The 26340-nt window shown below is 64.3% G+C and carries 22 protein-coding genes and 1 pseudogene; 9 read left to right on the top strand and 14 right to left on the bottom strand.

Annotation, left to right across the window (positions count from 1 at the left end):
* Positions 1-26: 26 nt before the first annotated feature.
* The 3 genes from FGL95_RS08130 to FGL95_RS08120 all read left to right on the top strand — a co-directional run bounded on the left by FGL95_RS08130 (position 27) and on the right by FGL95_RS08120 (position 3030).
* Positions 27-491 (top strand): PAS domain-containing protein, encoded by a 465-nt coding sequence (locus FGL95_RS08130; RefSeq protein ID WP_338079757.1) that lies wholly within the window; start codon positions 27-29, stop codon positions 489-491.
* Positions 492-710: 219 nt separating this feature from the next.
* The gene (locus FGL95_RS08125) at positions 711-2030 is read left to right on the top strand and encodes a hemolysin family protein (RefSeq protein ID WP_169585696.1); all 1320 of its coding nucleotides are present in this window, start codon (positions 711-713) and stop codon (positions 2028-2030) included.
* The gene (locus FGL95_RS08120; RefSeq protein ID WP_169585695.1) at positions 2023-3030 is read left to right on the top strand and encodes a CNNM domain-containing protein; all 1008 of its coding nucleotides are present in this window, start codon (positions 2023-2025) and stop codon (positions 3028-3030) included. The genes FGL95_RS08125 and FGL95_RS08120 overlap by 8 nt, the downstream gene beginning before the upstream one ends.
* 3 nt (positions 3031-3033) lie before the next feature.
* On the opposite strand, the gene FGL95_RS08115 is transcribed toward FGL95_RS08120, so the two are convergent.
* Positions 3034-3390, bottom strand: a complete 357-nt coding sequence (locus FGL95_RS08115; protein ID WP_169585694.1) for an Rv2640c family ArsR-like transcriptional regulator — start codon at positions 3388-3390, stop codon at positions 3034-3036.
* Positions 3391-3491: 101 nt separating this feature from the next.
* Between FGL95_RS08115 and FGL95_RS08110 the strand changes: the two genes are divergently transcribed.
* The 5 genes from FGL95_RS08110 to FGL95_RS08090 are packed head-to-tail and all read left to right on the top strand — an operon-like array spanning position 3492 to position 6129.
* Positions 3492-3977 carry an ArsI/CadI family heavy metal resistance metalloenzyme gene (locus tag FGL95_RS08110; RefSeq protein ID WP_169585693.1) on the top strand — a complete coding sequence of 162 codons (486 nt, stop codon included), beginning with the start codon at positions 3492-3494 and terminating at the stop codon, positions 3975-3977.
* Positions 3978-4017: 40 nt separating this feature from the next.
* Positions 4018-4368 (top strand): metalloregulator ArsR/SmtB family transcription factor, encoded by a 351-nt coding sequence (locus FGL95_RS08105; protein WP_169585692.1) that lies wholly within the window; start codon positions 4018-4020, stop codon positions 4366-4368.
* Positions 4365-5105 (top strand): aquaporin, encoded by a 741-nt coding sequence (locus tag FGL95_RS08100; protein WP_169585691.1) that lies wholly within the window; start codon positions 4365-4367, stop codon positions 5103-5105. The genes FGL95_RS08105 and FGL95_RS08100 overlap by 4 nt, the downstream gene beginning before the upstream one ends.
* A gap of 15 nt (positions 5106-5120) precedes the next feature.
* Positions 5121-5546 carry an arsenate reductase ArsC gene (locus FGL95_RS08095; protein WP_169585690.1) on the top strand — a complete coding sequence of 142 codons (426 nt, stop codon included), beginning with the start codon at positions 5121-5123 and terminating at the stop codon, positions 5544-5546.
* Entirely contained in the window at positions 5536-6129 is a 594-nt protein-coding gene (locus FGL95_RS08090) for an NADPH-dependent FMN reductase (protein WP_338079756.1), read from the top strand. The genes FGL95_RS08095 and FGL95_RS08090 overlap by 11 nt, the downstream gene beginning before the upstream one ends.
* Here FGL95_RS08090 and FGL95_RS08085 read toward each other — a convergent pair whose 3' ends face one another.
* From FGL95_RS08085 to FGL95_RS08065, 5 genes are all read right to left on the bottom strand, one after another.
* Entirely contained in the window at positions 6130-6300 is a 171-nt protein-coding gene (locus tag FGL95_RS08085) for a hypothetical protein (protein ID WP_169585689.1), read from the bottom strand.
* Positions 6301-6337: 37 nt separating this feature from the next.
* Positions 6338-6823: a hypothetical protein gene (locus FGL95_RS08080; protein ID WP_169585688.1), complete on the bottom strand. Its 486-nt coding sequence runs from the start codon at positions 6821-6823 to the stop codon at positions 6338-6340.
* A gap of 66 nt (positions 6824-6889) precedes the next feature.
* A complete protein-coding gene (locus tag FGL95_RS08075) occupies positions 6890-7765 on the bottom strand; it encodes an acyl-CoA thioesterase (protein WP_169585915.1) in 876 nt (291 codons plus the stop codon).
* On the bottom strand, positions 7765-9183 hold the full coding sequence (pyk, locus tag FGL95_RS08070; protein WP_169585687.1) for a pyruvate kinase: 1419 nt from the start codon (positions 9181-9183) through the stop codon (positions 7765-7767). Before pyk ends, FGL95_RS08075 begins: the two co-directional genes overlap by 1 nt.
* 24 nt (positions 9184-9207) lie before the next feature.
* Positions 9208-11205: a protein kinase domain-containing protein gene (locus tag FGL95_RS08065; protein WP_240962877.1), complete on the bottom strand. Its 1998-nt coding sequence runs from the start codon at positions 11203-11205 to the stop codon at positions 9208-9210.
* A 209-nt stretch (positions 11206-11414) separates the two neighbouring features.
* Between FGL95_RS08065 and FGL95_RS08060 the strand changes: the two genes are divergently transcribed.
* Positions 11415-13427, top strand: a complete 2013-nt coding sequence (locus tag FGL95_RS08060; RefSeq protein WP_169585685.1) for a protein kinase domain-containing protein — start codon at positions 11415-11417, stop codon at positions 13425-13427.
* On the opposite strand, the gene FGL95_RS08055 is transcribed toward FGL95_RS08060, so the two are convergent.
* The 8 genes and pseudogenes from FGL95_RS08055 to FGL95_RS08020 all read right to left on the bottom strand — a co-directional run bounded on the left by FGL95_RS08055 (position 13428) and on the right by FGL95_RS08020 (position 26336).
* Positions 13428-14933: a glutamate synthase small subunit gene (locus FGL95_RS08055; protein WP_169585684.1), complete on the bottom strand. Its 1506-nt coding sequence runs from the start codon at positions 14931-14933 to the stop codon at positions 13428-13430.
* Complete coding sequence (gene gltB, locus FGL95_RS08050) at positions 14926-19470, bottom strand: glutamate synthase large subunit (RefSeq protein WP_169585683.1); 4545 nt, start codon at positions 19468-19470, stop codon at positions 14926-14928. Before gltB ends, FGL95_RS08055 begins: the two co-directional genes overlap by 8 nt.
* A gap of 573 nt (positions 19471-20043) precedes the next feature.
* Positions 20044-21084 (bottom strand): annotated as a pseudogene (lgt, locus tag FGL95_RS08045) (prolipoprotein diacylglyceryl transferase); the annotation flags it as partial.
* An 11-nt stretch (positions 21085-21095) separates the two neighbouring features.
* Complete coding sequence (gene trpA / locus FGL95_RS08040) at positions 21096-21890, bottom strand: tryptophan synthase subunit alpha (protein WP_169585682.1); 795 nt, start codon at positions 21888-21890, stop codon at positions 21096-21098.
* Entirely contained in the window at positions 21887-23173 is a 1287-nt protein-coding gene (gene trpB / locus FGL95_RS08035; protein WP_169585681.1) for a tryptophan synthase subunit beta, read from the bottom strand. Before trpB ends, trpA begins: the two co-directional genes overlap by 4 nt.
* 70 nt (positions 23174-23243) lie before the next feature.
* The gene (trpC, locus tag FGL95_RS08030; RefSeq protein WP_169585680.1) at positions 23244-24053 is read right to left on the bottom strand and encodes an indole-3-glycerol phosphate synthase TrpC; all 810 of its coding nucleotides are present in this window, start codon (positions 24051-24053) and stop codon (positions 23244-23246) included.
* Positions 24054-24141: 88 nt separating this feature from the next.
* Positions 24142-24765: a TIGR02234 family membrane protein gene (locus tag FGL95_RS08025; protein WP_169585679.1), complete on the bottom strand. Its 624-nt coding sequence runs from the start codon at positions 24763-24765 to the stop codon at positions 24142-24144.
* Positions 24762-26336 carry an anthranilate synthase component I gene (locus tag FGL95_RS08020; protein WP_240962811.1) on the bottom strand — a complete coding sequence of 525 codons (1575 nt, stop codon included), beginning with the start codon at positions 26334-26336 and terminating at the stop codon, positions 24762-24764. Before FGL95_RS08020 ends, FGL95_RS08025 begins: the two co-directional genes overlap by 4 nt.
* Between the last annotated feature and the right edge of the window lie 4 nt (positions 26337-26340).

Below are 26340 nucleotides of genomic sequence, written 5' to 3'. Positions count from 1 at the left end.
TATACGCAGTGTGCAAGCCGCCCACGGTGAGAATCGACAACCTGGAGTACACGATGGACGAGTCAGCCGAGCGACGTCGGCGACCGCACCCCGAAAGCGCGATGGGCTACCTCGAAGCCCTACCCGCGACCGTGTTGCTGGAGCGGCTTCCCGTTCCCGTTCTCGCTGTGCACGTCGACGGGACGTTGCTATACGCAAACGGCGCATTCGAGCAGCTGGTGGGTTGTGATCGCTCCGAATTGGTCGGCAAGCCGATCGGCGGCTTGTTCGTCGGTTCCGATGCGGAGACGTCTCCGTTCGGCCTGCTTCGAGCATCCGTCGGGGAAATCGTGCAGCTCCAGCACAGTGTGGACGGCACGATCATCCGCGCCTTGGTCGGCGAATCCGCGTTCATCCGTGACGACGATCCGGTGGTGATGGTCAGCTTCCTCGACGTCACCGAGGAACTCTGGAACCACGGCGGCCTACCTGGACCGGCCCATCCCGCCTAGCGCGAGGGTGTCCGGCGGCGGGCCGACGCTTCCCGTAGTTACCTACCGCCGGCCCGCCGATCGAAGCTTAGCAGCTGATCGAACACCTGTTCGCTTGAGCGAGCGGGGTCCGATTTGCCCTATTCTCGAATGCAGTAGCCGTTCACACGACAGAGAGCAGGTCATGAAGCGCGCCAAGCGCCGCCGAAAACCCGTCCCGCCCCACCCGCTGGCTTCGCCATGGTGACCGTACTGACCATCCTCCTCGGTCTTAACGTCGTTCTCGCCATCACGGTCCTGACCGGCTACTTCGTTGCCCAAGAGTTCGCGTACATGGCCGTCGACCGGTCGCGGCTCGCGGCTCGCGCCGACGACGGTGACGCCGCGGCAGCCCGCGCATTGGCAGTCACTCGACGCACGTCGTTCATGCTGTCCGGCGCCCAACTCGGCATTACCGTGACCGGTTTGCTCGTCGGCTACGTTGCCGAACCGTTGATCGGCGCCGGGATGGGCGACCTGCTCGGCAGCGTCGGACTGTCGACTGCAGTGGGACTCGCGATCGGCGCCGTCGTCGCGATCCTGTTCTCGACGGTGGTGCAAATGGTCTTCGGTGAGCTGTTCCCGAAGAATCTCGCGATCGCTCGGCCCGAACCGGTCGCTCGGCGACTCGCGTTCTCCACCACCGTCTATCTTCGACTGTTCGGCTGGTTGATCTGGCTGTTCGACCAAGCGTCGAACCAGCTGCTCCGAGTTCTGCGGATCGAGCCGGTCCACGACGTCGAACATTCGGCCAATCCACGCGATCTCGCCCATATCCTCGCCGAATCCCGCCAGACCGGCGAGCTGCCCGCGGACCTGTCTGTCTTGCTCGACCGCATCCTCGATTTCCCCACCCGCACGGCCGAGCACGCAATGATCCCCAGACCGCGCGTGGACACTGTGCGCGTCGACGAGCCCGTGGACGCGGTGCTGGCTCGAATGGGAGCGGGCCACACGCGCTATCCCGTGGTCGGCGACTCGATCGACGACCTCCGCGGAGTCGTGCACTTGCGCGACCTGCTCGCTGACGATGCGGACGGGACCGTCGAGGCATACGCGCGCACGGCGGTGGTTGTGCCGTCGAGTTTGCCATTGCCCGAGTTGCTCACGCGGCTGGTCGACGCCGGCGACGAGCTGGCACTCGTCGTCGACGAGTACGGCGGCTTCGCGGGGATGGTCACGATCGAAGACATGGCCGAGGAGCTCGTCGGCGAACTCGCGGACGAATTCGACCCTGCGACCGACATATCGGTCCGTCCAAGCGACGAAGGCTGGTTGATCGCGGGCGACCTGCATATCGACGAGGTCGAGCGCGTCCTCGATCACCGCCTACCGGCGGGCGACTACGAAACCCTGGCCGGATTGGTCATCGCCGAATTCGGCGGTCTGCCTGTCGTCGGCGACACCGTCACGCTGGACCTGCAGCCGGACGGAGCGGTGACGATGCAGGTCCGTGACGTAGAAAAGCATGTTCCTGCTTCGGTGTTCGTCGCGCTCGTGAACGGTGACGAACATGGATAACCCCTGGCTCCTCCTGCTGGTGACAGTCGGATTGATCGGCGCGAGCGCCTTCTTCGTCGCGGTGGAGTTCGCGTTGATCGCCGCGCGGCGTCACCGCCTCGAAGACGCTGCGACGACCAGTCGCGCCGCACGCGCGGCGTTGCGGAGCGCCTCGGAGCTGTCTGTCTTACTCGCCGGATCGCAGCTCGGAATCACGGTGTGCACGCTCGCGCTGGGCGCGATCACCAAACCGGCGGTTCACCACTGGCTGAACCCGCTGTTCGAACGCTGGGTTCCGGTCGTGTGGGTCGCCGACGTCGGGGCATTTCTTCTCGCGCTGATCATCGTCACGTTCCTGCACCTGGTCGTCGGAGAGATGGCGCCGAAATCGTGGGCGATCGCGCACCCCGAGCGCTCGGCAACGCTGCTCGCAATTCCGATGCGGGGCTTCATGTGGCTGACCAGACCGCTGCTGATCCAGCTCAACCACTTGGCCAACTGGTGCCTGGTCAAGGTCGGTGTCGAACCGGTCGATCAACTCGCCACGGGGCAAGACCCACAATCGTTGCGCCAGTTGGTCGAACACTCCGCGGATGCCGGCGTACTCGATGAGCAGTACCGACGGCACATTGCCGACGCACTGGACCTGGAGACCCTCACCATCGGCGGGATTCTCCGGCCGAATTCAGCCGCTACCAGCGTCGGCATCGACGCGGTTACCGCGACAATTCGCGCTGCGAGTCACCGCAGCGGGCACCTTCGCTTGCTCGTGACCGGCGCCGACGGTATCGAGGGCGTGGTGCACGTGCGCGACACCCTGCGCGCATCAGCGCCCACTACGGCACGCGACCTGATGCGACCGGTGCTGATCCTGACGCCCGACACACCCGTCTACGAGGCGCTGCGGATCATCCGCGACGCCCGTAGTCACCTCGTCGTCGTGCAAGACGCCGACCAGCGATCCCTTGGCGTCGTCACCCTCAGCGACATTCTCGAACGGCTCATGCGCACAGCCGCATGAACTTCAGGTGCAGCAATTCGGGTCCAGTACGAGGCATAGCGCGGACAACGCGTCGCGACGGGCGCGGTGCTGGACGTTCATGCCCTGGCGTTCCGATTCGATCAGACCAGCGGTTCTCAGCTGACCGAGATGGTGACTGATCGTCGACTCGGACAGTCCGATGACGGCTGCGAGGTCGCCAGTCGTCGCATCCGGCGCGTCGGTGAGCAGCAGCGACATCAACTTGACTCGTGCTGGATCGGCGAGCGCTTTGAGCCGCAACGCCACTTCGAGGGCAGCCTCGTCACCGACCGGACCCGCCGCAACGGGTGCGCAGCAGACCGGGGCGGACATGTCGACCAATGGCAACGTCTTGGGCATGAACCAATTCTGCCGACAATATTGACATATGTCAAAAAGGTGCGCATCCTGGTGGTAGTCGAGCAATTCGACATATGTCACACAATCCGGAGGTCATCACCATGTCTCGTGTTCAGCTCGCCCTCAACGTCGACGACCTTGGCACGGCAGTCGAGTTCTACTCCAAACTGTTCGACAGCCAGCCCGCGAAACTGAAGGAGGGCTACGCCAACTTCGCGATCGCCGAGCCGCCACTGAAGCTGGTGCTGATCGAGAATCCCGGCAAAGGCGGATCGATCAACCACCTCGGCGTCGAGGTCGACTCCAGCGCGAAGGTGCATTCCGAGATCTCCCGCTTCACCGATGCCGGCCTGTTCACTCAGGAGGAGATCGGGACCACGTGTTGCTTCGCGACCCAAGACAAGGTGTGGATCACCGGACCTGCCGGCGAGAAATGGGAGGTCTACACGGTCCTCGCCGATGCGGAAACCTTCGGCACAACACCGGACTTGCTATCGGCCGACCCCACGGGCGGATGTGCGTGCGACAGCACCACGACGACCGCGGAAGCTCAGGGCGCCGAGGTCGCGACGTCCTGCTGCCGTTGACGCGCTTGCGTCTTGATTCGACATCCATCAATATCGATGGGTGTCGAATCAGGAACTGCTGTTGACCGACGTATCCGGGTGCACGGTCGCCCCGTTGGTGCGGGAACCGCTGAGCGCCGATGCCGCGACCGAGTTGGCGGCGAAACTCAAGGCGCTCTCGGATCCGGTCCGGTTGCGGTTGCTCAGCGCCATCGCCAGCACTGCAACCCAAGAGGCATGCGTCTGCGACATTTCCGCGGGCATCGAGTTGAGCCAACCGACCATCTCGCACCACCTCAAGGTGCTGCGCCAGGCCGGTTTGATCGACAGCGAGCGCCGCGGCACTTGGGTCTACTACCGGGTGGTTCCCGATGCACTGCAACAACTTTCGCGGCTGTTGGGCAACGGATGACCACCATGCCGCTGCGCAGGCGATTGCTGGCTGAATTCGTCGGCACCGCCCTGCTCGTCACCGTGGTGGTCGGATCCGGCATCGCCGCAGCCCAGCTGTCCCCCAACGACATCGGGCTCCAACTGCTGGAGAACTCGACCGCCACTGTGCTGGGTCTGGCCGTACTGATTCTGATGTTCGGACCTGTGTCCGGGGCGCATTTCAATCCTGTCGTCTCGGCCGCGGATTGGTTACTAGGGCGCCGAACCGGCACGGGCATGACTGTGACCGACCTCGGGTCCTACGCCGTTGCGCAGATATCGGGCGCCATCGTGGGCGCGATCCTGGCGAACGTCATGTTCGACCTGTCTGCGTTCCAGATCGCATCGAAGGACCGCGTCACGACCGGGCATCTGGTCGGCGAAGTCGTCGCCACCGCCGGATTGGTCGCGTTGATCTTCACCCTGGCTCGCACCAGCCGAGCCGGGCTGTCCGCGGCGTCGGTCGGGGCGTACATCGGCGCCGCGTACTGGTTCACCAGCTCTACCTCGTTCGCCAACCCGGCGGTGACGATCGGGCGGATCTTCTCCGACACCTTCGCGGGCATCGCCCCAGGGTCGGCGCCCGGATTCATCGGCGCCCAGCTGATCGGGGGCCTGATCGGGCTCGCCCTGATCGTCTCGCTGTACCCAGACGCCGCCGCAACCGCCGACGACGTGGTCGTTCCCCACCATCCCGACCACGCCACACCGAACTGAAAGTGACTGTTTCCCATGGCATCTGCCAAACCCAGCGTCTTGTTCGTCTGCGTCCACAACGCCGGACGCTCCCAAATGGCAGCAGGCTTCCTCACTGCCCTCGCGGGTGATCGAATCGAAGTCCGCTCCGCAGGAAGCGCACCCGCCGACTCCGTGAACCCCGCAGCCGTGGCTGCGATGGCCGAAGTCGGAATCGACATCTCCGACCAGTCGCCGAAGATCCTTACCTTCGACACCGTCGAAACTTCCGACGTCGTCATCACGATGGGCTGCGGTGACGTGTGCCCAGCGTTTCCGGGTGTCAGTTATCGCGACTGGACCTTGGACGACCCCGCGGGCAAAGGTGTCGATGCGGTCCGCCCGATTCGCGACGAGATCAAGGCACGCATCGAGGCGCTGATCGACGAGCTTGTTCCTTCACAACATCCAAGTGCGGGATGAACTGACCACGCGCAGCGTTCTAACCGACATGGCACCGGTCAAGCTTCTTTTGATATCCGGCAGCACGCGCGGCGGTTCGACGAACACAGCCGCGCTACGGACCGCGCTCGGCGTGCTGCCAGACGACACCACCGCTGAGCTCTACGAAGGCCTCGCCGCCCTGCCCGCTTTCAATCCCGACGACGACCACGAGCCACTTCCGCCCGCGCCGGCCGAACTCCGAGCAGCGATCGCCGACGCCGACGCTGTTCTCTTCTGCACACCTGAGTACGCAGGCAACATGCCAGGGAGCTTGAAGAACCTGCTCGACTGGACCGTTGGCGGCGCCGAAATGTACCGAAAGCCGGTTGCGTGGATCAACGTCGCGGTTCCCGGCCGGGGACACAACGCGCTCGCAGCGCTGTCGACGGTCCTCGGCTACGTCGGTGCCGACGTCATCGACGAGGCGTGCGTAGACCTGCCTTTGCGCAGCGCCCAGGTCGACGAGAACGGACTCGTCACCGACCCCGAATGGCTTGCACAGCTGGCGAAGCCGCTCACGGCGATCCGTGAGCGCCTCAACTCCCGCCAGCGGAGCCGGTGACTACTCTGCAGATCGCTTTCGAATCTCGTCCTCGAATGCCGCTATCACACGGTCGATTTCGCGAAAGTCCGCGGAGTCGGCCCCTTCGTCCAGTCCGGCGTCGCGTGCCTTACGCAAATTCGCCAGCGCTGGTTCCAATTCATGTGTATCGAGCACTCGTGGATCCTGCATGCTTGCCATTGTGCCTCGCGAGCGTGCTCAGGGGGTCCTATCTCTCGCTTCTAGCCAGCAAGCAACGGATGGGAAGTGGTCCCGGACCGAGCGCGTGAACAATGACGTTCTTGACCGACGACGCTGAAATGTCCGGGAATTCGATATTCACCACCGATTGGCCGGGCACGACCAACACCGTATTGGACTTGTCGCCGCCCGACGATGTCACCGTCACCGTGACCGAGGCCGGTCCGTACTCGTAAACCGTTGCAGTGATGCCGTTTCCACTCGACGCGGTGCGCCAGCCATTGGCGGACGGGCACGGCGAGACGCGACCGTCGAACGCCGGCGCGTCGGTCGTCGTAGGCACAGTTGTCGTTGTCGTTGTCGTGCTCTGAGTCGGCGTAGCGGTCGGATCCGCCTCAGCGCTCCCCGTCGCACCGATGCCCCAGCCGAGCACCGACACGCCCACCAACAGCAGCGAAACCCACCCCAACCGAACACCGATCGGGCGCGGTAGCCGCAGGTCAGTTGGGGTCATAGGACGAGAGTGCGCCCAGATCCGCAACACGTCAACTACGAGCTTTGGACGCGCCCCGGACCGTATCTATTTTCTTCTCGGGAAGTGCCGAATCAGCCCTTCCTGCACCACAGTTGCGAGGAGTTCGCCTTCCAGCGAGAAGTAGCGACCGGTGCCCAGCCCGCGGGATCCGGCGGCGACCGGCGATTCCGTTGCGTACAAGGCCCACTCGTCGAAACGGATCGGACGGTGGAACCACATCGAGTGGTTCACCGTCGCCGCAACGATGCGGTCGTGCCCCCATGACAGCCCGTGCGTCGTGATGATCGAATCCAGCACCGTCGTATCCGACGAATAACCCATGATCGCAACGTGAATCAGCGGATCCTCGGGAATCGGGCCGTCAGCCTTCATCCACACGCGGTTGTGCGTGAGCCGCTCCCCCGTGCCTTTCATGATCCAGGCGGGGTCGTTCGCATAGCGCATGTCGATCGGCTTGAGCGCGTTGACGAACATCTGCAGCCGGTCTTCGTAGCCGACGAAGTGATCGCCCAGCGGCGGCAGGACATCCGGGTAAGGCACGTCCGGCACCTCGACGGCGTGCTCGAGACCCTTCGTCCAGTCCTGGAATGCGGCCAGCATCACGAAGATGTCGGCGCCGTTCTGGCGCGCCGTCACCAAGCGGTTGGCGAATGCGCGTCCGTCACGTTGCCGTTGCACGTGATATTCGATGGGCGCCTTCACATCACCGCCGCGGATGAAGTGCGCGTTGATCGCGTGCAACGGCCGCGTCGAGCCGACCGTGCGGCCGGCGGCGATGATCGCCTGCGAGATGAGCTGCCCACCGAAGGTGCGGCTACCGACGTGACCCAGGTGCTTGCCGAGATAGACGTCGTCGCCCAGTTCCTCCAGGTCCAGCAACTCGAGGAGCGTTTCGAGATCGGACTTCGGCACGGTCAAGATCAGTAATCTCCCTCACCGATGCGGTGCACATGAATCAGGTTGGTCGAGCCTACGGTTCCCGGCGGGGAGCCGGCGACGATGATCACCATGTCGCCCTTGGCGTAGCGGTCGAGAGCCAGCAGCGACTGGTCGACCTGCCCGATCATCTCGTCGGTGCTTTCAACCCGTGGCACCAGGAACGTCTCGGTTCCCCAGGTCAGCGTCAGTTGGCTACGGACCGCCGGGTCCGGCGTGAACGCAAGCAACGGCAACGGCGTGTGCAAACGAGCGAGGCGACGCAGAGTGTCGCCTGACTGGGTGAACGCCACCAACGCTCGGGCATTCAGCCGCTCGCCGATATCCCTTGCGGCGTAGGAAATCACGCCACGTTTGGTCCGAGGCACATGCGTGAGTGGCGGCACCCGCGTCGAGTCGGCTTCGACGACCTCGGCGATGCGCGCCATCGTCCGCACAGCCTCCATGGCGTACTTACCAACGGACGTCTCGCCCGACAGCATGACCGCGTCGGCACCGTCGAGCACGGCGTTGGCGACGTCGGACGCCTCGGCGCGGGTGGGGCGAGAGTTCTCGATCATCGATTCGAGCATCTGCGTTGCGACGATCACCGGCTTCGCGTTCTCACGCGCCATCTGAATCGCACGCTTCTGCACCAGCGGGACCTGCTCGAGTGGGAGCTCGACGCCGAGGTCGCCGCGAGCAACCATGATCGCGTCGAACGCGAGGACGATGGCTTCCAGGTTGTCGATCGCTTCCGGCTTCTCCAGCTTGGCGATGACGGGGATCTTCCGTCCGACGCGATCCATCACTTCGTGGACCAACTCGATGTCGGCGGGCGAACGCACGAACGAGAGCGCGATGAAGTCGACGCCGAGCTCCAGCGCGAACTCCAGATCCTCGATGTCCTTCTCCGACATCGCGGGCACCGAGACGTCCATGCCGGGCAGAGACACGCCCTTGTTGTTGCTGACGGGGCCGCCCTCGGTCACGCGACAGACCACATCGTTGCCGTCGACAGCTTCGACGGTCAGGCCCACTTTGCCGTCGTCGACGAGGAGCCGGTCGCCCGGTTTCGCGTCTTGCGCGAGCTCTTTGTAGGTGGTCGAGACCCGGTCGTGTGTGCCGTCGCATTCGTCGACGGTGATGCGAACTTGCTCGCCGCTGGCCCAGGTCGTCTTGCCATCGGCGAAGCGGCCCAGTCTGATCTTCGGGCCTTGGAGGTCGGCGAGGATGCCGACGGCGCGGCCGGTCGAATCCGACGCGGCGCGCACTCGGTCGTAGTTGGCCTTGTGGTCCGGGTAGTCGCCGTGGCTGAAATTCAGCCGCGCGACATCCATACCGCTTTCGACAAGTTCTCGAATGCGGTCATCGGTAGCAGTGGCAGGTCCGAGCGTGCAAACGATTTTGGTCCGTCGGGTCACTCGTAGAGCGTAGTAGCTCGAGGATCATCGCGTCTTCGTAGGTGGCGCAGACGGTGGCGGCGTCGTCGTCGTATATGTGACGGGCGGTGTCGTCGGCGGGGCCGTCGTGGGCGGTGTGGTCGGCGGCGTCTTCACCGGTGGCGTCGTCGGCGGTGGCGTCGTCGTGACCGCTACCTGGTGGAAAGTCGCAGTGACCGACACGGCGCTGTTCAACGCGACTGTGCACGTGCCGTAGCCCGAGCACGCGCCCGACCAGCCCGCGAAGGTCGAGCCGTATTCCGGAACGGCAGTCAGCGTGACGCTGGTCCCGGACTGATAGGTGCCCGTGCAGCGCGAGCCGCAGCTGATGCCGCCGCCGGTCACGTAGCCGGAGCCGTGACCGTTCGTGTAGACGGAGAGGGTGTACTGATTCGCGACCACCACAACCGGGTTTGCCGTGAACGATGCGGTCAGCTCGACGTCGGAATCGGTGACGACCTCGCACGCGCCTGTTCCGGAGCATGCGCCCGACCAGCCGTCGAACCGGTAGCCGGCGTCGGGACGCGCGGTGAAGGTGACCTTGGTGCCAGGCGCGTAGCTCTCGGCGCACTTGCCGCCGCAGTCGATGCCCGCAGGATCGCTCCACACCGAACCGCTGCCGTTTTTCGCGATCGAGACGGTATGCGTGGCGGTCTTCGGCGGTCCGTCGCTGCGGGTGATGACGCCTTCCGCACTGGCGACGCCGATCCCGGCGCCCTTGGCGTTGCTGAGCGACACCATGACTGTCTTGTTGCCTTCGGCCTCGCTGTTGCCGATGACCGGCACCCGGATCTCTTGCTTGGTCTTGCCCACGGCGAATTCCAGCGTGCCGCGGGTCGCGTCGTAGTCCTTACCTGCGATGGCGGTGCCGCCGTCGGTCGCGTAGTCGACGGTCACTGCCTGTGTCGGCGCGGGCGTGACCTCCACCGCGAAGACGAGATCTGCCCTGCCCTCGTTCCCCTCGGCGACGGTGGCGTTGCTGACCTTGATCGTCGGGGCAGCTGCTGCGGACGCGGAAGCAGACGCCTTGCTGTTGTCCGGCAACAGGGCGAAGACCGCGAAACCTGTCAACAGCAGGAGCACACCGACGACAGAGGCCAGTATGAGTGCCGGTCGCTTGTTCGACCGAGGAGATGCCTGGGCCACTGGAGCCTGCCGGACCTGCGTCACCGCGGCCGGCTGGTAGAACGCAGGTGGTGGCTGCTGCCGGTAGACCGTTTGCGATGGCTCGGGGCGAAGGGCAGCGCGCGCCGCAGCAGCAAGTTCGCCGCACGATGAGAATCGGTCTTGCGGCCGCTTTGCCAACGCGCGCTCGATCACGGCGTCCATTGCCCGCGGCAACCCTGGTCGGACGACACTCGGTTTCGGAATCTCGGACCGCAGATGCGCGTGCATCATCTGCGGCAGCATCGTGCCCGCATAAGGCAACTGTCCGGTCATCAGGTGAAACAGCGTGCAACCGAGCGAGTACACGTCGGTACGGTGATCGAGCTCGCCGCCGACGAACTGTTCGGGCGCGGCGTATTGCAGACTGGCGACGAGCATTCCGGTGCGCGTCAACTGGTCAGTCGATTCGCTCAGCGCCTTGGCAATACCGAAGTCGGCCAACAAAACTCGGCCTGGCCGCCCCGAACGTCCATGTTCGAGCAAGATATTCGCCGGTTTGACGTCGCGGTGCAGGACACCTACCTCGTGCGCATAGTCGAGTGCCTTCGCGGTTTCCGACACGATGTAGACGGCGCGGTCCGGCGCGACGGGTCCGTGTTCGAGCTCTGCCTTGGCGTCGGTTCCGTCGATGTGCTGCATCGCAATCCAGAGTTGCCCCGCTGACACACCGCGGTCGTGCACAGCGACGATGTTGGGATGCTCGAGGCGCGCAGCATGGTCTGCCTCTTGCTCGAAACGCGACCGGACGTACTCGTCGTCGGTCAGTCCGGGGTGGAGCAGCTTCAGCGCGGTCTTGCGTGGCAGACGTGGGTGCGCGGCCAAATAGACAGTGCCCATGCCGCCGACACCCAGCACTTGTTCGACGGTGTAACCGGCGAACACTGCCCCGGGTTCCAACGTGCCTGACTCATCCACTCGACGACCACCTTTCTGTAATCAACCATCGCAGAGATATGGACAATTGCTCCGTTTGCGAGGGTTCGACTTTTGACACCTACGGTGCAAGGTTTGCTATGAGCACCGTTCGCGCATGACAGAATTCGGCAGTGGATGAAACCCCGTTCGGCCGCTATCGCCTGCTCGAACGGCTGGGCGTCGGTGGCATGGGCGAGGTCTACAAGGCGTACGACACCGTCACCGATCGCCTCGTCGCTCTGAAGGTTCTCAAGCGCCAACTCGCCACAGAATCGGAGTTCATCGAGAGGTTCAAACGAGAAGCGCGCGCGGTCGCCGGGCTCACAGAGCCGCACGTGGTCCCGATTCATGATTACGGCGAGATCGACGGCCGGCTGTTCCTCGATATGCGATTGCTCGAAGGAACCGACCTCACTGGCCTGATCCGGCAGGGCGGCCCGATGCCACCCGCGCTGGCGGTGAAGATCATCGACCAAGTTGCGTCCGCCTTGGACGCCGCGCACGCAAACGGCCTGGTCCACCGTGATGTCAAGCCGTCCAACATCCTCGTCACAGCGAAAAACTTCGCCTACTTGATCGACTTCGGCATCGTCCGCGCCGCGGAAGACTCAGGATTGACGAGCACGGGCATGGCGATCGGAACCTTCGCGTACATGGCCCCGGAACGCTTCACGACCGGCCACGCCGACCATCGCGCTGACGTTTACGCGCTCGCCTGCGTGCTCCACGAATGCCTGACCGGTCAGCGTCCGTACACCATGACCCAGCCCGAAAAGCAGATGGCGGCACACGTCTACGACAGTCCGCCGCGGGCAAGCCAGGTTCGCCCCGGCGTGCCGCCTGCGTTCGACCCCGTCATCGCGCGCGGGATGGCGAAGGACCCGAACAATCGCTACTCCTCGGCAGGCGAACTCGCCGCAGCTGCCGATCGGGCGTTGACGATCTCAACTCAGCACGCCATCGACGATCCCGACGCGACTGAGCGCATACCCCCACGTCGAGAGCCGACCGGGCCTGCGCGCATCGCTCCGCCCACTGCTCCCCCAACGATTGCGCGGCCGACGCGACCGGTCACCACGCCGCGCTACGACGGGTACGCGGTCCCCGATGTCATCGCGCCCGCTGTATCGAAGAAACGAAAGCCGTGGCTACCTATCGCCGCCGCAGTCGTCGTCGCACTGCTGATCGGCGTGTTTGCGGTCTGGAAGTTGAGTGGCGAGAAGGATTCTGGCGGCGCCCCTACGACATCAACCGTCACCGCGTCGCCCGTAACCAAAGTCACCGGGACAATCCCGGTCGAGCGAAGACCGACCGCGGTAGCGTTCGATCCCGGAACACAGGTTGTGTATGCCACCAACTCCGATGTCGACAAAGTGACGACGATAGACATCAAGAATCGTTCGGTCACAGGTTCTTTCGCGGTCGGCAAGACTCCGGTCGGACTCGCGATCGATACCGACGCGCACCGGCTCTACACGGCGAACATCGGCGACAAGACGGTATCGGTCATCGACACGGGCACCAATACAGTCATCGCAACCATTCGAGTCGGCAAGACGACAGCCCGCGTGGCGATCGATCCGAGCGCCCATTTGCTCTACGCGTCGAACCCCGATGACGACACAGTCACAGTCATCGACACTGCGAAAAATGAAGTCACGAACACGATTCCGGTCGGCAGCTTTCCATGGAGTCTCGCTGTGGATGGCAGCGCACACAAGATCTACACGGCCGACACACATTCCAACGACCTCTCGCTGATCGACGGACCGACCGGCAAGGTCTCCACCGTGACAGTCGGCACTCCCCCATCCCGTGTTGCCTTCGATGCGACGACTCACATCGTCTATGTCACACACGAAGAGGAGAACAGCGTGTCCGCCGTCGATACGAAGACCGGCAATGTCAGCACGGTCCGAGTCGGCAGCAAGCCGGTCGGATTGGCGGTCGATGCGGACCTCCACACTCTCTACGTCGCGAACATCGATGACAACACGGTCACCGTCATCGACACGAAGACTCAGTCCGTCGTCCGGACGATCAAGACCGGCGACGGACCCGCCGCCATGGTGATCGACCCGGCGACGCACGTCGTCTATCTCGTGCTCGAAGGCGCGAGCAGCATTGCGGTCTTGGAGCCCTAGCTATTTGACTGCCAGCGGCAGCGCGGTCGGATGTACCGGCGCGGGGAGGTCGGACGCGCCCATCAGATACATGTCGACTCCTTGTGCCGCAGAGCGACCTTCGGCGATTGCCCAGACCACCAGCGAGGCGCCACGATGCGCGTCGCCACAAACGAAAACGCCCGGGACCGTGGTCTGGTAGTCCGGACCGCACGACAGCACGCCGCGCCGGTTCAGCTCCAGCCCGTATTCGTCGAGCAGCGCCATGTGCTCGACCCCTTCGAATCCGATGGCGAACAAGGCCATGTCACAGGGCAATTCGACTTCTTCGCCGACCGGAACGATGGATCGCCTGCCGTCTGCGTCCCGCTCGACCTTGACCTCGGCGAGCACCATCGCCCGCACATTGCCGGCGTCGTCACCCAGGAACCGACGAACCGCGACTTGATAGCGGCGCACCCCGCCTTCGGCATGCGCCGGTGAGGTCCGTAACACCAAGGGCCACGCTGGCCAGGGCGTTACCGCTGCGTCGCGCTCGGACGGCGGTTCGGGGTTGTAGTCGAGCTGGGTCACCGACGCCGCACCTTGCCGGTGCGCGGTACCCAGACAGTCCGCGCCGGTGTCGCCACCGCCGATGATGACGACGTGTTTGCCACGCGCGCTGATCGGCGTCGGACCGTCACCTTCACATTCCCGATTCGACGGCACCAGGTGCGACATCGCAAGATGCACGCCGGCGAGGTCGCGACCTTCGATCGAGTGGTCGTCGCGAGCGCGCAACGCACCGACCGCCAGCACGACGGCGTCGTATTGGCTGCGCAAGGCCGAAATCTCGAGATCCACGCCGACTTCGCAGCTGGTGACGAAACGCGTTCCCTCGGCACGCATCTGGTTCAGCCGCTGATCGAGCACGCCCTTGTCCATTTTGAATGCCGGAATGCCGTAGCGCAGCAGGCCGCCGAGGCGGTCGTCGCGCTCGAACACGGTCACGTTGTGCCCTGCACGGGTCAGCTGTTGCGCGGCCGCCAGTCCCGCAGGTCCGGATCCGACCACAGCGACCGATCGTCCTGTGCTCACGGCCGCGAGTTGCGGTGTGATCGAACCGTTCTCCCACGCGGCGTCGGCGATGGTCTGCTCGATCCGTTTGATCGTGACGCTGCCGCCGGTGTCGTTCTCGGCGATCGACAACACGCATGCGGCCTCGCACGGCGCCGGGCAGACGCGGCCGGTGAACTCCGGAAAGTTGTTTGTTGCGTGCAGCCGTTCGATCGCGGCAGACCAACGCCCCCGTCGGGCAAGGTCGTTCCATTCGGGGATCAAGTTGCCCAGCGGGCAACCCGAGGAACCGCTGTGGCAGAACGGAATACCACAGTCCATGCATCGACGCGCCTGGACCGACACCTCTTTGGCACGCTCGGTCAGCGACGGCTCGGCGTAGATCTCCCGCCAGTCATTGATCCGTTCGGCCGCAGGGCGTTTCGGCGCATCCTGCTTCTGGACGTTGAGAAACCCGTGAATGTCAGGCACGTGCCGCCTCCATAATCGCAGCGTCGACGTCGCGGCCTTCGGCCTTGGCCAACCGCGTCGCCTGGAGAACACGCTTGTAATCCGTCGGCATGACCTTGGTGAACAGCCGCGACCGCCTCGGCCAATCGGCGAGAATGGATTTCCCGACCGACGAACCGGTCCACCGAACGTGCGCTTCGATGGTGCCTCGCAACCACGAGAGATCATCGGGATCAGGTGAATCGAGCTCCACCATTGCGAGATTGACGTTCGGCGGATGGAGATCGAGAACGTAGGTGATGCCGCCTGACATTCCTGCCGCGATGTTGCGGCCAGTCGGTCCGAGCACGACCACGCGACCGCCCGTCATGTATTCGCACGCATGGTCGCCGAGTCCTTCGACAACTGCCGTCGCCCCGGAGTTGCGGGCACAGAACCGTTCGCCAGCCAAGCCGCGCAGGAAAACTTCACCCGACGTCGCGCCGTACAGCACAGTATTTCCGGCAATGACGTTGTCTTCTGCCAAGAACAGCGTCGAATCGTCGGGTCGCACGACTACCCGACCGCCGGAAAGTCCTTTGCCTACATAGTCGTTCGCGTCGCCGATCAATTCGAGCGTGATACCGGGCGGCAGGAACGCACCGACCGATTGACCGGCAGATCCCGTGAGCGTCACTCGGATCGTGTCGTCGGCCAGACCGTTCGCGCCGTATCGCCGCGTGACCTCCGCGCCGAGCAAAGTTCCGACCGTTCGGTTGACGTTGCGCACCGGTAGCTCCAGATGCACTGGCCGCGCGTCCTCCAAAGCGCCTTCGGCAAGTTGGATCAGAGTCTGGTCGAGCGCGAACACCAAACCGTGGTCTTGGTCGCGCTCGCGACGACGCTGAGTGAAGTGCGCGCCGTCGTCGTCGACCGGAACGTGGAAGATCGGGCTCAGGTCGAGGCCCGCACTCTTCCAATGTGCAATTCCCGCAGCAGTATCCAGGGCGTCCGCTCGCCCGACCGCTTCGTCGACACTGCGGAATCCCAGCCGAGCCAGATACTTTCGAACATCTTCGGCGATGAACCGGAAAAACTCTTCGACGAACTCCGGCTTTCCGTTGAATCTCTTGCGCAGCTCGGGATTTTGCGTCGCCACGCCGACCGGGCACGTATCAAGGTGACAGACGCGCATCATGATGCAACCAGCGACGATCAGCGGCGCCGTCGAAAAGCCGAACTCCTCCGCGCCGAGGAGCGCGGCGACGATCACGTCGCGTCCGGTCCGTAGCCCGCCGTCACACTGCACTGTGATGCGATCGCGAAGTCCATTGAGCACCAACGTTTGCTGTGCGTCTGCGAGACCGATTTCCCACGGTGCGCCGGCGTGCTTCATAGAGGTCAACGGCGTCGCGCCGGTGCCGCCGTCGTACCCGGAAATCAGCACCACGTCGGCATGGGCCTTGCTCACTCCCGCCGCGACGGTCCCGACACCGACCGAACTCACCAATTTGACGTGAACTCTTGCCTTGTCGTTGGCGTTCTTCAGGTCGTGAATGAGCTGGGCGAGGTCTTCGATCGAGTAGATGTCGTGGTGTGGCGGCGGGCTGATCAGTCCGACACCTGGGGTCGAGTGCCGCGTCTTCGCGATCGTCGGATACACCTTGAACGCCGGGAGCTGACCGCCCTCACCAGGTTTGGCGCCTTGCGCCATCTTGATCTGGATGTCGGTCGCGTTGACCAGATAGTCGCTCGTCACGCCGAACCTGCCACTTGCGACCTGCTTCACGGCGCTGCGGCGGGTGAGGTCGTACAGCCGGTCCGTGTCCTCGCCGCCTTCACCCGAATTCGACCGGCCACCAAGGCGGTTCATCGCAACGGCCATCGTCTCGTGCGCCTCTGCGGAGATGGACCCGTAACTCATCGCGCCCGTGTTGAACCGCTTCACGATTTCGTCGGCGCTTTCGACTTCGTCGAGTGGCACCGGCGGTCGAAGGCCCTCACGGAATCCGAAGAGCCCCCGCAAACTTCCGCCTTCGGCTGACAACCGGTCGACCTCGTCGCTGTATTTTGCGAAGACGTCGCGACGGCCGGTTCGGGTCGCGTGCTGCAGCAGGAACACAGTCTCCGGTGTGAACAAGTGCAATTCACCCTCGCGCCGGAACTGGTACTCACCGCCGACGTCGAGCCCGCGGTACACGACCGCAGTCGGGTTGTCGGGGTAGGCACGTCGGTGCCGGAGCTTCACCTCGTCGGCGAGCACGTCGAGTCCGGCGCCGCCCAGTTGGCTGACCGTGCCCGTGAAGTATTCGTCGACCAGCTCCTTGTCGAGGCCGATCGCCTCGAAAGCTTGTGCGCTCGTATAGGAAGCAATGGTCGAGATGCCCATCTTCGACATCACCTTCAGCACGCCCTTGCCGAGCGCGACGAGGTAGTTGCGCGTCGCGACGCTGGCCTCGATCCCCGTCAGCTCGCCCTGGTTGATCAGGTCCTCGATCGATTCCATTGCCAGATAAGGGTTTACCGCACCCGCACCGAATCCGATCAGCGTAGCTATGTGATGTACCTCGCGGGCGTCGCCGGACTCGATGACCACAGCGACCTGGGTCCGCTGCTTGGTGCGAACCAGATGGTGATGGACCGCCGAGATGGCCAACAGCGACGGAATCGGCGCACGCGAATGGTCCGAATCACGGTCGGAGATAACAATTATTCGGAAGCCCGCGGCAATCGCGTTCGTAGCGGCCAGGCGAAGTTCGTCGAGTGCCTCCGCCAGTCCCGCACTCCCCCGCTCGACGTCGTAGAGCGCGCGGAGCACAGTGGCAGCCAGCCCGGGATGGTTGCCGTCGTCGTTGATGTGGACGATCTTGCCGAGTTCGTCGTTGTCGAGCACCGGCCACGGCAACACGAGCTGTCGACAGGACGCAGGCGTCGGGTCGAGCAGATTCTGCTCCGGTCCCACCACCCTGCGAAGCGAGGTGACGATCTCTTCGCGAATCGCGTCGAGCGGCGGATTGGTCACTTGGGCAAAGAGTTCGATGAAGTAGTCGTACAACAACCGAGGTCGCTGCGAGAGCACGGCCACCGGTGTGTCGGTCCCCATGGAGCCCAACGGTTCTCCGCCGCTCGCGGCCATGGGCGACAGCAATATTCGCAGGTCTTCCTCGGTATAGCCGAATGCTTGCTGCCTGCGCACCACCGACTCGTGATTGTGCGGAAGACGTTGGCGCGCAGGCAGAGTCTCCAGGCCTAACAGCCCGGCGTAGAGCCACTGGTCGTACGGACGCGCTCCAGCGAGCTTGGATTTGATCTCGTCGTCGGACACGATTCGGCCCTCGGCTGTATCGACGAGGAACATCCGGCCTGGTTGCAGCCGTCCTTTCGCGACGACCTGATCCTGCGACACCGGCAACACCCCGGCTTCGCTGGCGAGAATCACTCGGTCGTCGACGGTCTGCCACCACCGGCCTGGCCGTAATCCGTTGCGGTCCAGTACTGCACCGACACAGGAGCCATCGCTGAACGTCACGCACGCCGGTCCGTCCCAGGCCTCCATGATCGATGCGTGGTACTCGTAGAAGGCCTGCCGGTCCGGGGCCATGGACGTGTGGTTCTCCCACGCCTCCGGCACCATCATCATCACCGCGTGCGGCAGCGACCGTCCGCCCAGGTGCAACAACTCGAGCACCTCGTCGAACGACGCCGAGTCCGATGCGTCGGGTGTGCAGATCGGAAACAGCCTGCTCAGATCACCAGGAATCAGGTCACTGGCCAGCAATGCCTCGCGAGCGCGCATCCGATTCCGGTTGCCGCGCACGGTGTTGATCTCACCGTTGTGCGCCACGAAGCGGAACGGATGCGCCAGCGGCCATGACGGGAACGTGTTGGTCGAGAACCGACTATGCACAATCGCGATTGCACTTTGGCAGAGCGGATCGCGCAGGTCCGGGAAATACAGCGGGAGCTGCGCGGTCGTCAGCATGCCTTTGTAGACGATGGTGCGGCTCGACAACGACGGAAAGTACACCGAAGCCGTGTGCTCCGCGCGCTTGCGTAGCGGATAGACCGCACGGTCGAGGGCGATTCCACCGAGTCCCGGTGCGGTCACGAACAGCTGACTCATGTACGGCACGCAACTCATTGCTGTGCGACCGATATCGGCACCGACCGCGTCCACTGGAACCTCGCGCCACCCGAGCACCTCGATGCGTTCTTCCGCCGCGATCGCCTCGACCTCAGCCACGGCCGTTGCGCGCTCTTCCTCGTCCTGCGGCAGGAAACAGACGCCGACGGCATAGGCGTTGGTGCCGTCGGGAACGGGTGCCGGCAGATCGAAGTCGACTGCGGCGCTGAACAACTCGGTCGGGAGCTGGATCAGAATCCCAGCCCCATCGCCGCTGTTCGGCTCAGCACCGGCTGCCCCACGATGGTCGAGATTTTCGAGCGCCAGCAAACCATCGGACACAATCGAATGCGACCTCACCCCGCCGATATGCGCGATCATCGCCACACCACACGAATCGGATTCCCGATCAGGATCGTACAAACCCTGCGCTGGGGGAATTTGCGAGAAAAGCACGGGGCACCTCCGCGTCTGCCGGCGGACGAAAACGCCAGCGCACACAGTCAACAGGCTTTGTGTGCTGTCCGGTAACCGGGACAGCAGCGGCCCGTGAAGCCTCTCGGTCATCGAGTTGATCAAGCCTAGCAGCTATTGGGCAACCGACAAGATCAACTTCGCCCCGCTGGTCGCATCAATGCGACATTCACTCAGTTAGATCGAGTCAATGGGCCATTCATGCAGTTAGTTCCCGCGAACGCGGCGAATCAGCCCGCTCAGCCGACCCTCTTGCTTGGACATCGGCACGGCAACCTCAGGTTCGGTAACTTCCGGCTCCGGCTCGGGCTCGGGCTCCTTCACCGGTTCAGGCTCAGGTTCAGGTTCAGGTTCCGCCTCGGGCTCAGGCTCCGGCGCTGCATCCTCCACCACCGCAGGCGCGGGCTTCGGCGTGCGTTTGAACAACCCACCCTTCGGCGGCGCGACTACCTCAGGCTCAGGCTCGTCGACTGCGTCCTCACCGACCGCAGGCGTGGGCTCCGGTGCACCCTTTTCGGCCTCGGCCGGCGCGTCAGCCTTCAGCGACTCGACCCAGGCGTCGTCGTCGGTGACTTCCTTTTCAGCCACCCCGCCGCGTTTGAACAAGCCGCCACGCTTCGGCGGTGCGATGACGGTCGGGACTTCCGTCTCGTCCTCGTCGATGATCTCCACGATCTCGTCGGATTCATCGGACTCTTCCGATTCATCGGAATCGGAGCCGGCAAGGGCGACAACGGACTTCAAGTCGGCGGGATCTTCTCGTCCCTTCTTCGCAAAGATCACATATGCGACTGCAAGGACGAAGACGATCACCGAGGTGAACAGGTTGATACGGATTCCGGCAATGTGCGAGGCGTGGTCGACGCGCAGCAATTCGACGCCGAATCGGCCGACGCAATACAACGCGACGTACAGCGCGAACAGCCGGCCGTGACCTATCTTGAATCGCTTGTCTATGAGCACAAGCAGTCCGACGACGATGAGATTCCACAGCAACTCGTACAGGAACGTCGGATGGACCACGCCGGCGACGACGCCGTTCGAGATGCCGTTCAAGTCGTCTTTGACACCGGAGGTATCAAAGCGCTGATAGATCTCTAGGCCCCAGGGCAGGTGAGTCTCGCGACCGTACAGTTCCTGGTTGAAGTAGTTGCCGAGCCGGCCGATGGCCTGCGCAAGCAAGATTGCGGGAGCGATAGCATCGCCCAACGCGGGCAACGGAATTCCACGCTGACGGCAGCCGATCCACGCACCGAGTGCACCGAACAGGACTGCGCCCCAGATGCCAAGCCCGCCCTGCCAGATCTTCAATGCGTCGATCGGGTGCTTGCCGTCGCCGAAGTACGTCGGCCAGTCGGTGGCAACGTGGTACAGCCGTCCACCGATCAAGCCGAATGGCACAGCCCAGATGGCGACATCGAGAATCGTCCCTGGGTCGCCACCGCGTGCGATCCAGCGCCGCTCACCCCAGTAGATAGCGACGATGATGCCGATGATGATGAACAAGGCATATGCGCGAAGAGGAAACGGACCGAGCTCCCAGACGCCCCGTGGAGGGCTAGGGATGTACGCCAAAACTTGCGCGGACGAAGTCAACAAGCTGGAAGTCACGACGCAACGGTAGCGGAGCGCACACCTTGGGCTAGCTCGGTGGTGAGAGTACGGACCGCATCCACGCCGATTCCCGCCGCCGAAACCAACGCGGACCCGACGATGACGCCGTCCGCGAACTGCGCGATTTCCGCAGCCTGCGCGCCGGACCGCACACCGAGGCCGACACCCACCGGGATATCGGAGTGGGCGCGAATGCGAGCAGTCAGCTCCGGTGCAGCCGACGAGACCGCGTCGCGCGCACCCGTCACACCCATGGTCGACGCGGCGTAGACGAAGCCGCTGCTCGCCTCGAGCGTCATCGCCAAACGTTCCTCTGTCGATGACGGCGCGACAAGGAAGATGCGGTCGAGGTCGTGCGCGTGCGACGCGGCGATCCACTCGTCGGCCTCTTCGGGGATGAGGTTCGGCGTGATGAGGCCGAGCCCGCCTGCGGCTGCGAGGTCGCGGGCGAACGCGTCGACGCCGTAGCGAAGCACTGGGTTCCAGTAGGTCATGACGACGGCTTTGCCGCCGACGGACGCAATCTGCTCAACGACGGTGAAGACGTCACGAACGCGGATTCCGTTGCGCAACGCCTGCTCGGCGGCGGCCTGAATCGTCGGACCGTCCATCACCGGATCGGAGTAGGCGACGCCCACTTCGATGATGTCGCAACCGGATTCGACCATGGCCTTGAACAGGTCGATCGAACCAGCGAGGTCGGGGTAGCCGGCAGGCAGGTAACCGATCAGGGCGGCGCGGTTCTCGGCGCGGCAGGCGGCGAATGTTGGTGCGAGTCGTGACGTCATTTCGCGGACTCCTTATCGAACAGCCCGAACCACTTACCAGCCGTGTCCATGTCCTTGTCACCGCGGCCGGACAGGTTGACGACGATGATGGCGCCCTCCCCCAGTTCCTTGCCGAGTTCCAACGCGCCGGCCACTGCGTGTGCGGATTCGACCGCGGGGATGATGCCCTCCGAACGACTCAGGAGCAGCAACGCGTCCATCGCCTGGGTGTCGGTGATCGGGAGGTACTGCGCGCGGCCCGTGTCCTTCAGGAACGCGTGCTCCGGACCGACGCCTGGGTAGTCGAGACCTGCCGAGATGGAATGCGATTCGATCGTCTGACCGTCTTCGTCCTGCAGCAGGTACGAGTACGCACCTTGAAATGCGCCCGGCGTGCCGCCGGTGAAAGTGGCAGCGTGCCTGCCGGTTTCGACGCCGTCGCCAGCCGCTTCATAGCCGACGAGCTTTACGCCGGGATCGTCGATGAATGCGTGGAAGATGCCGATCGCGTTGGAACCGCCACCGACACAGGCGGTAACCGCGTCGGGCAACCGCCCGGTGTGCGCCTGCACCTGTGCGCGTGCCTCCAGCCCGATGATTCTTTGCAAGTCGCGGACCAGCATCGGGAACGGGTGCGGACCGGCTGCGGTACCGAAGCAGTAGTAGGTGTTGTGCGCGTTGGTAACCCAATCGCGCAGCGCTTCGTTGATCGCGTCCTTCAAAGTGCGCGAACCGGATTCGACCGACACAACCTTCGAGCCGAGCAGGCGCATCCGCGCAACGTTCAACGCCTGCCGCTCGGTGTCGACCGCACCCATGTAGATGATGCATTCGAGGCCGAACAAGGCACACGCGGTGGCCGTCGCAACACCGTGCTGACCGGCTCCGGTCTCGGCGATGATCCGCGTCTTGCCCATCCGCTTGGCGAGCAGTGCTTGACCGATCACATTGTTGATCTTGTGCGAGCCGGTGTGGTTGAGATCCTCGCGCTTGAGGAAAATTCGCGCGCCACCCGCATGTTCGCTCAGCCGCGTTGCCTCGTAGAGCGGCGACGGCCTGCCGACGTAGTCGCGCTGCAGACGGTCGAGTTCATCGAGGAACGCCGGATCGATCCGAGCCTTGTCGTACTCGGCGGTGACCTCTTCGATCACGGCCATCAACGCCTCCGGCACATGCCGACCGCCGTAGACGCCGAAGTGGCCGCCGACATCTGGCTCGTGCGCGCTCTTCTCCGAGATACCCGCACTCGCCCGGGGGACTCCCGCGCCCTTCGCATCCAGAATCGAATCCGGCGTCGTTCGCATGGTTAACCCTTCACCTGTTGTCATCGGTCCAGCCTGCCCCTACTAACAACGGCTGCGCACACTCACACGTTCAGCGTGAGGGCTTCGGGCAGGACGGATGCGTACCTGCAGTCACGAGATCGGCCACCGCGGTCCGCGGATCGCCGCTGGTGACAAGCCCTTCACCGACGAGTACAGCGTCGGCACCGGCGCCGGCGTAAGCAAGCAAGTCTGCCGTGCCGCGCACGCCGGACTCGGCGATCTTCAAGACGCCGGAAGGCAATCCGGGTGCGATGCGAGCAAACGAATCACGGTCGACCTCGAGCGTCTTGAGGTTGCGCGCATTGACGCCGATGACCGAAGCTCCCGCGTCGAGCGCGCGGTCCGCTTCTTCCTCGGTGTGGACCTCGACGAGCGCGGTCATGCCGAGGGATTCCGTGCGGTCCAGCAACGACGCGAGCGCCTGCTGCTCGAGAGCCGCCACGATCAGCAAGATGACGTCTGCGCCGTGCGCGCGAGCCTCGTGGATCTGGTACGGGCCGACGATGAAGTCCTTACGCAGCACCGGAATGCTGACCGCTTTGCGAACCGCGTCGAGGTCGTCGAGCGAGCCGTGGAAGCGCCGCCCCTCGGTGAGCACGCTGATGATTCGGGCGCCGCCGGACTCGTACGCCAGTGCCAGCTCAGCCGGATCCGCGATCTCGGCGAGCGGACCCTTGGACGGGCTTGCGCGCTTCACTTCCGCGATCACACCGATGCCCGGCTCGCGAAGCGCGGCCATGGCGTCGAGTGCAGCCGGTGCTTTGAGCGCTGCGGCCTTGATCGCGGCGAAGTCTGTGATGGCCTCGCGGGCGGCGACATCGGCGCGGACCCCGTCGAGAATCGAGTCGAGAACAGTCATCGTGGCCCGAATCCTTTCTGGGGCGTCTTCCGAACGCGGTCGGGCTGCGTTCGAATTCTGATTAGCGTAGATGGCCGTGTGGCGTTGCTCATCTTTGGGTGCCAACGTCGGACTCACCTTCTATTGTCGGGTCCGCTCCGGCGTCGAGCGCGTCCCATAGCGAGCGCTGCGAGACCTCGCCGTCACCTGCAATTGCGGCCTCGCGACGCACAGCGGGGTTTGCATACTTCGACGACAGACCGCCGCGGTCGGACCGTCGAGCCACAATCAGCGCTCCGGCTGCGACAGCTGCCGCAGCACCCACGAGCGCAAGCGCAGCGGCAAGTGGAGCGGTCTGTACCGAGGTGACCACGGCGCGGTCCTTCAACTCGGCGATCCGACCCGCGCGGTCGTTCGTGGCACCACCTGCGAGCAGCGAGATTGCTGGAATTGCGGCCGCGACGCCGACAGCCGCGAGAACGACTCCGAGGCCTCGCAACGCCAATCCGCGAACGGCGAAGACCGCGGCGATTCCCGCCACCAACACCAACGCGAGCGGCGTCAGTGCCGCTGCCCAGACACTGCCCGCGATGTCGTCGGTGCGATCGGCGCCGAGTCCGTCGGAGGAATGCACCGTCACCCACGTCAGCTTCCCCGCCCCCCACAAACAGGCGGCGGCGACAGCAAGCGCAAGCGCAGCGACGATCGGGTAGCGCCGGACCGTTGACGTCATGCAGGCGCACCGCCGTACGCCCGGACCGTCTTGGCCGCGGCGATCGCGCTCAAGACGGCCATTGCTTTGTTCCGCGCTTCGGTGTCTTCGTACTCGGGATCGGAGTCGGCGACCACTCCTGCCCCGGCCTGGACGTAGGCGACGCCGTCCTTGACCAGGGCGGTCCGGATGGTGATGGCTGTGTCAGCGTCACCGGCGAAATCGAGGTAGCCGACGATCCCGCCGTAGATCCCGCGACGAGTCGGTTCCAACTCGTCGATCAGTTCCATCGCACGGACCTTCGGCGCACCCGACAACGTGCCCGCCGGGAAGCACGCTGCGACCGCGTCGAGCGCGACCTTGCCTTCCGCGAGCCTGCCCGACACCGTCGACACCAGATGCATCACGTGGCTGTAGCGCTCGATGTGGCGGTAGTCGGTGACCTTCACGGTCCCCGGCTCGCACACCCGGCCCAAATCGTTGCGACCGAGGTCGACGAGCATCAAATGCTCGGCGTTCTCTTTCTCGTCGGCGAGCAGTCCCTTGGCGAGCAGGATGTCGTCTTCCTCCGACGCTCCGCGCCACCGAGTGCCTGCGATCGGATGGGTCGTCGCGACGCCGTCCTGCACGGTCACGAGCGCTTCGGGGCTGGATCCGACGATGGAGAACGCGGTCCCGCCGTGACCGTCCGGGACGTGCAGCAGATACATGTACGGACTCGGGTTCGATGCACGCAGCATCCGGTAGAGGTCGATCGGCTCGGCATCGAAGTCCATTTCGAAGCGCTGCGACAGCACGACCTGGAACGCTTCGCCAGCCTCGATTTCCTCGACGAGCCGACGAACGCCCGCGCCGAATTCCTCGGTCGTGCGCTGGCGCCGGAATTCCGGTTGAGGCCGGTCGAACGTGGAGACGGTCGACACCGCTGGCGCAGCCAATGCCGCGGTCATCTTGTCCAGCCGCGCGACCGCATCGTCGTACGCCTCGTCGACACGCTCGTCGGTGCCGTTCCAGTTCACCGCGTTGGCGATCAACGTGATCGCGCCTTCGTGGTGGTCGAACGCCGCGATGTCGGTCGCCAGCAGCATGACCATCTCGGGGATGTGCAGATCGTCGACGGCGATTGACGGCAGCTTTTCGATCCTGCGTACCGCGTCGTAGCCGAGGAAGCCGACCATTCCGCCCGTCAGCGGCGGAAGGCCCGGGAGCCGCTCGGTCTGCAACAACTCCAGCGTTTCGCGCAATGCTTCGAGCGGGTTGCCGCCCGACGGCGCGTCGGCGGGAATCGTTCCCTGCCATGCCGCTTCGCCGTCGGTAACCGTCAGCGCCGATGCACTACCAGTGCCGATGAACGACCACCGCGACCACGACCGGCCGTTCTCGGCAGACTCGAACAGGAAGGTCCCCGGACCGTCTGCGCTCAGTTTCCGGTACGCCGACAACGGAGTTTCCGAGTCGGCCAGTACCTTTCGCGTCACCGGAACGACGCGATGTTCAGCGGCAAGCAGACGGAACTGTTCGCGGGTGGTAGTCGAATCCCCTGAACCCGCAATGGAAGGCGCAGGTGGGATGGACGTCGTCTCGCCATGCATGCGC

The organism is Antrihabitans stalactiti (assembly GCF_012932915.1).
GTDB classification, from domain to species: Bacteria; Actinomycetota; Actinomycetes; order Mycobacteriales; family Mycobacteriaceae; genus Antrihabitans; species Antrihabitans stalactiti.
Note: the sequence above shows the minus strand (reverse complement) of the source record. Positions and strands in the feature narration are given on the sequence as shown.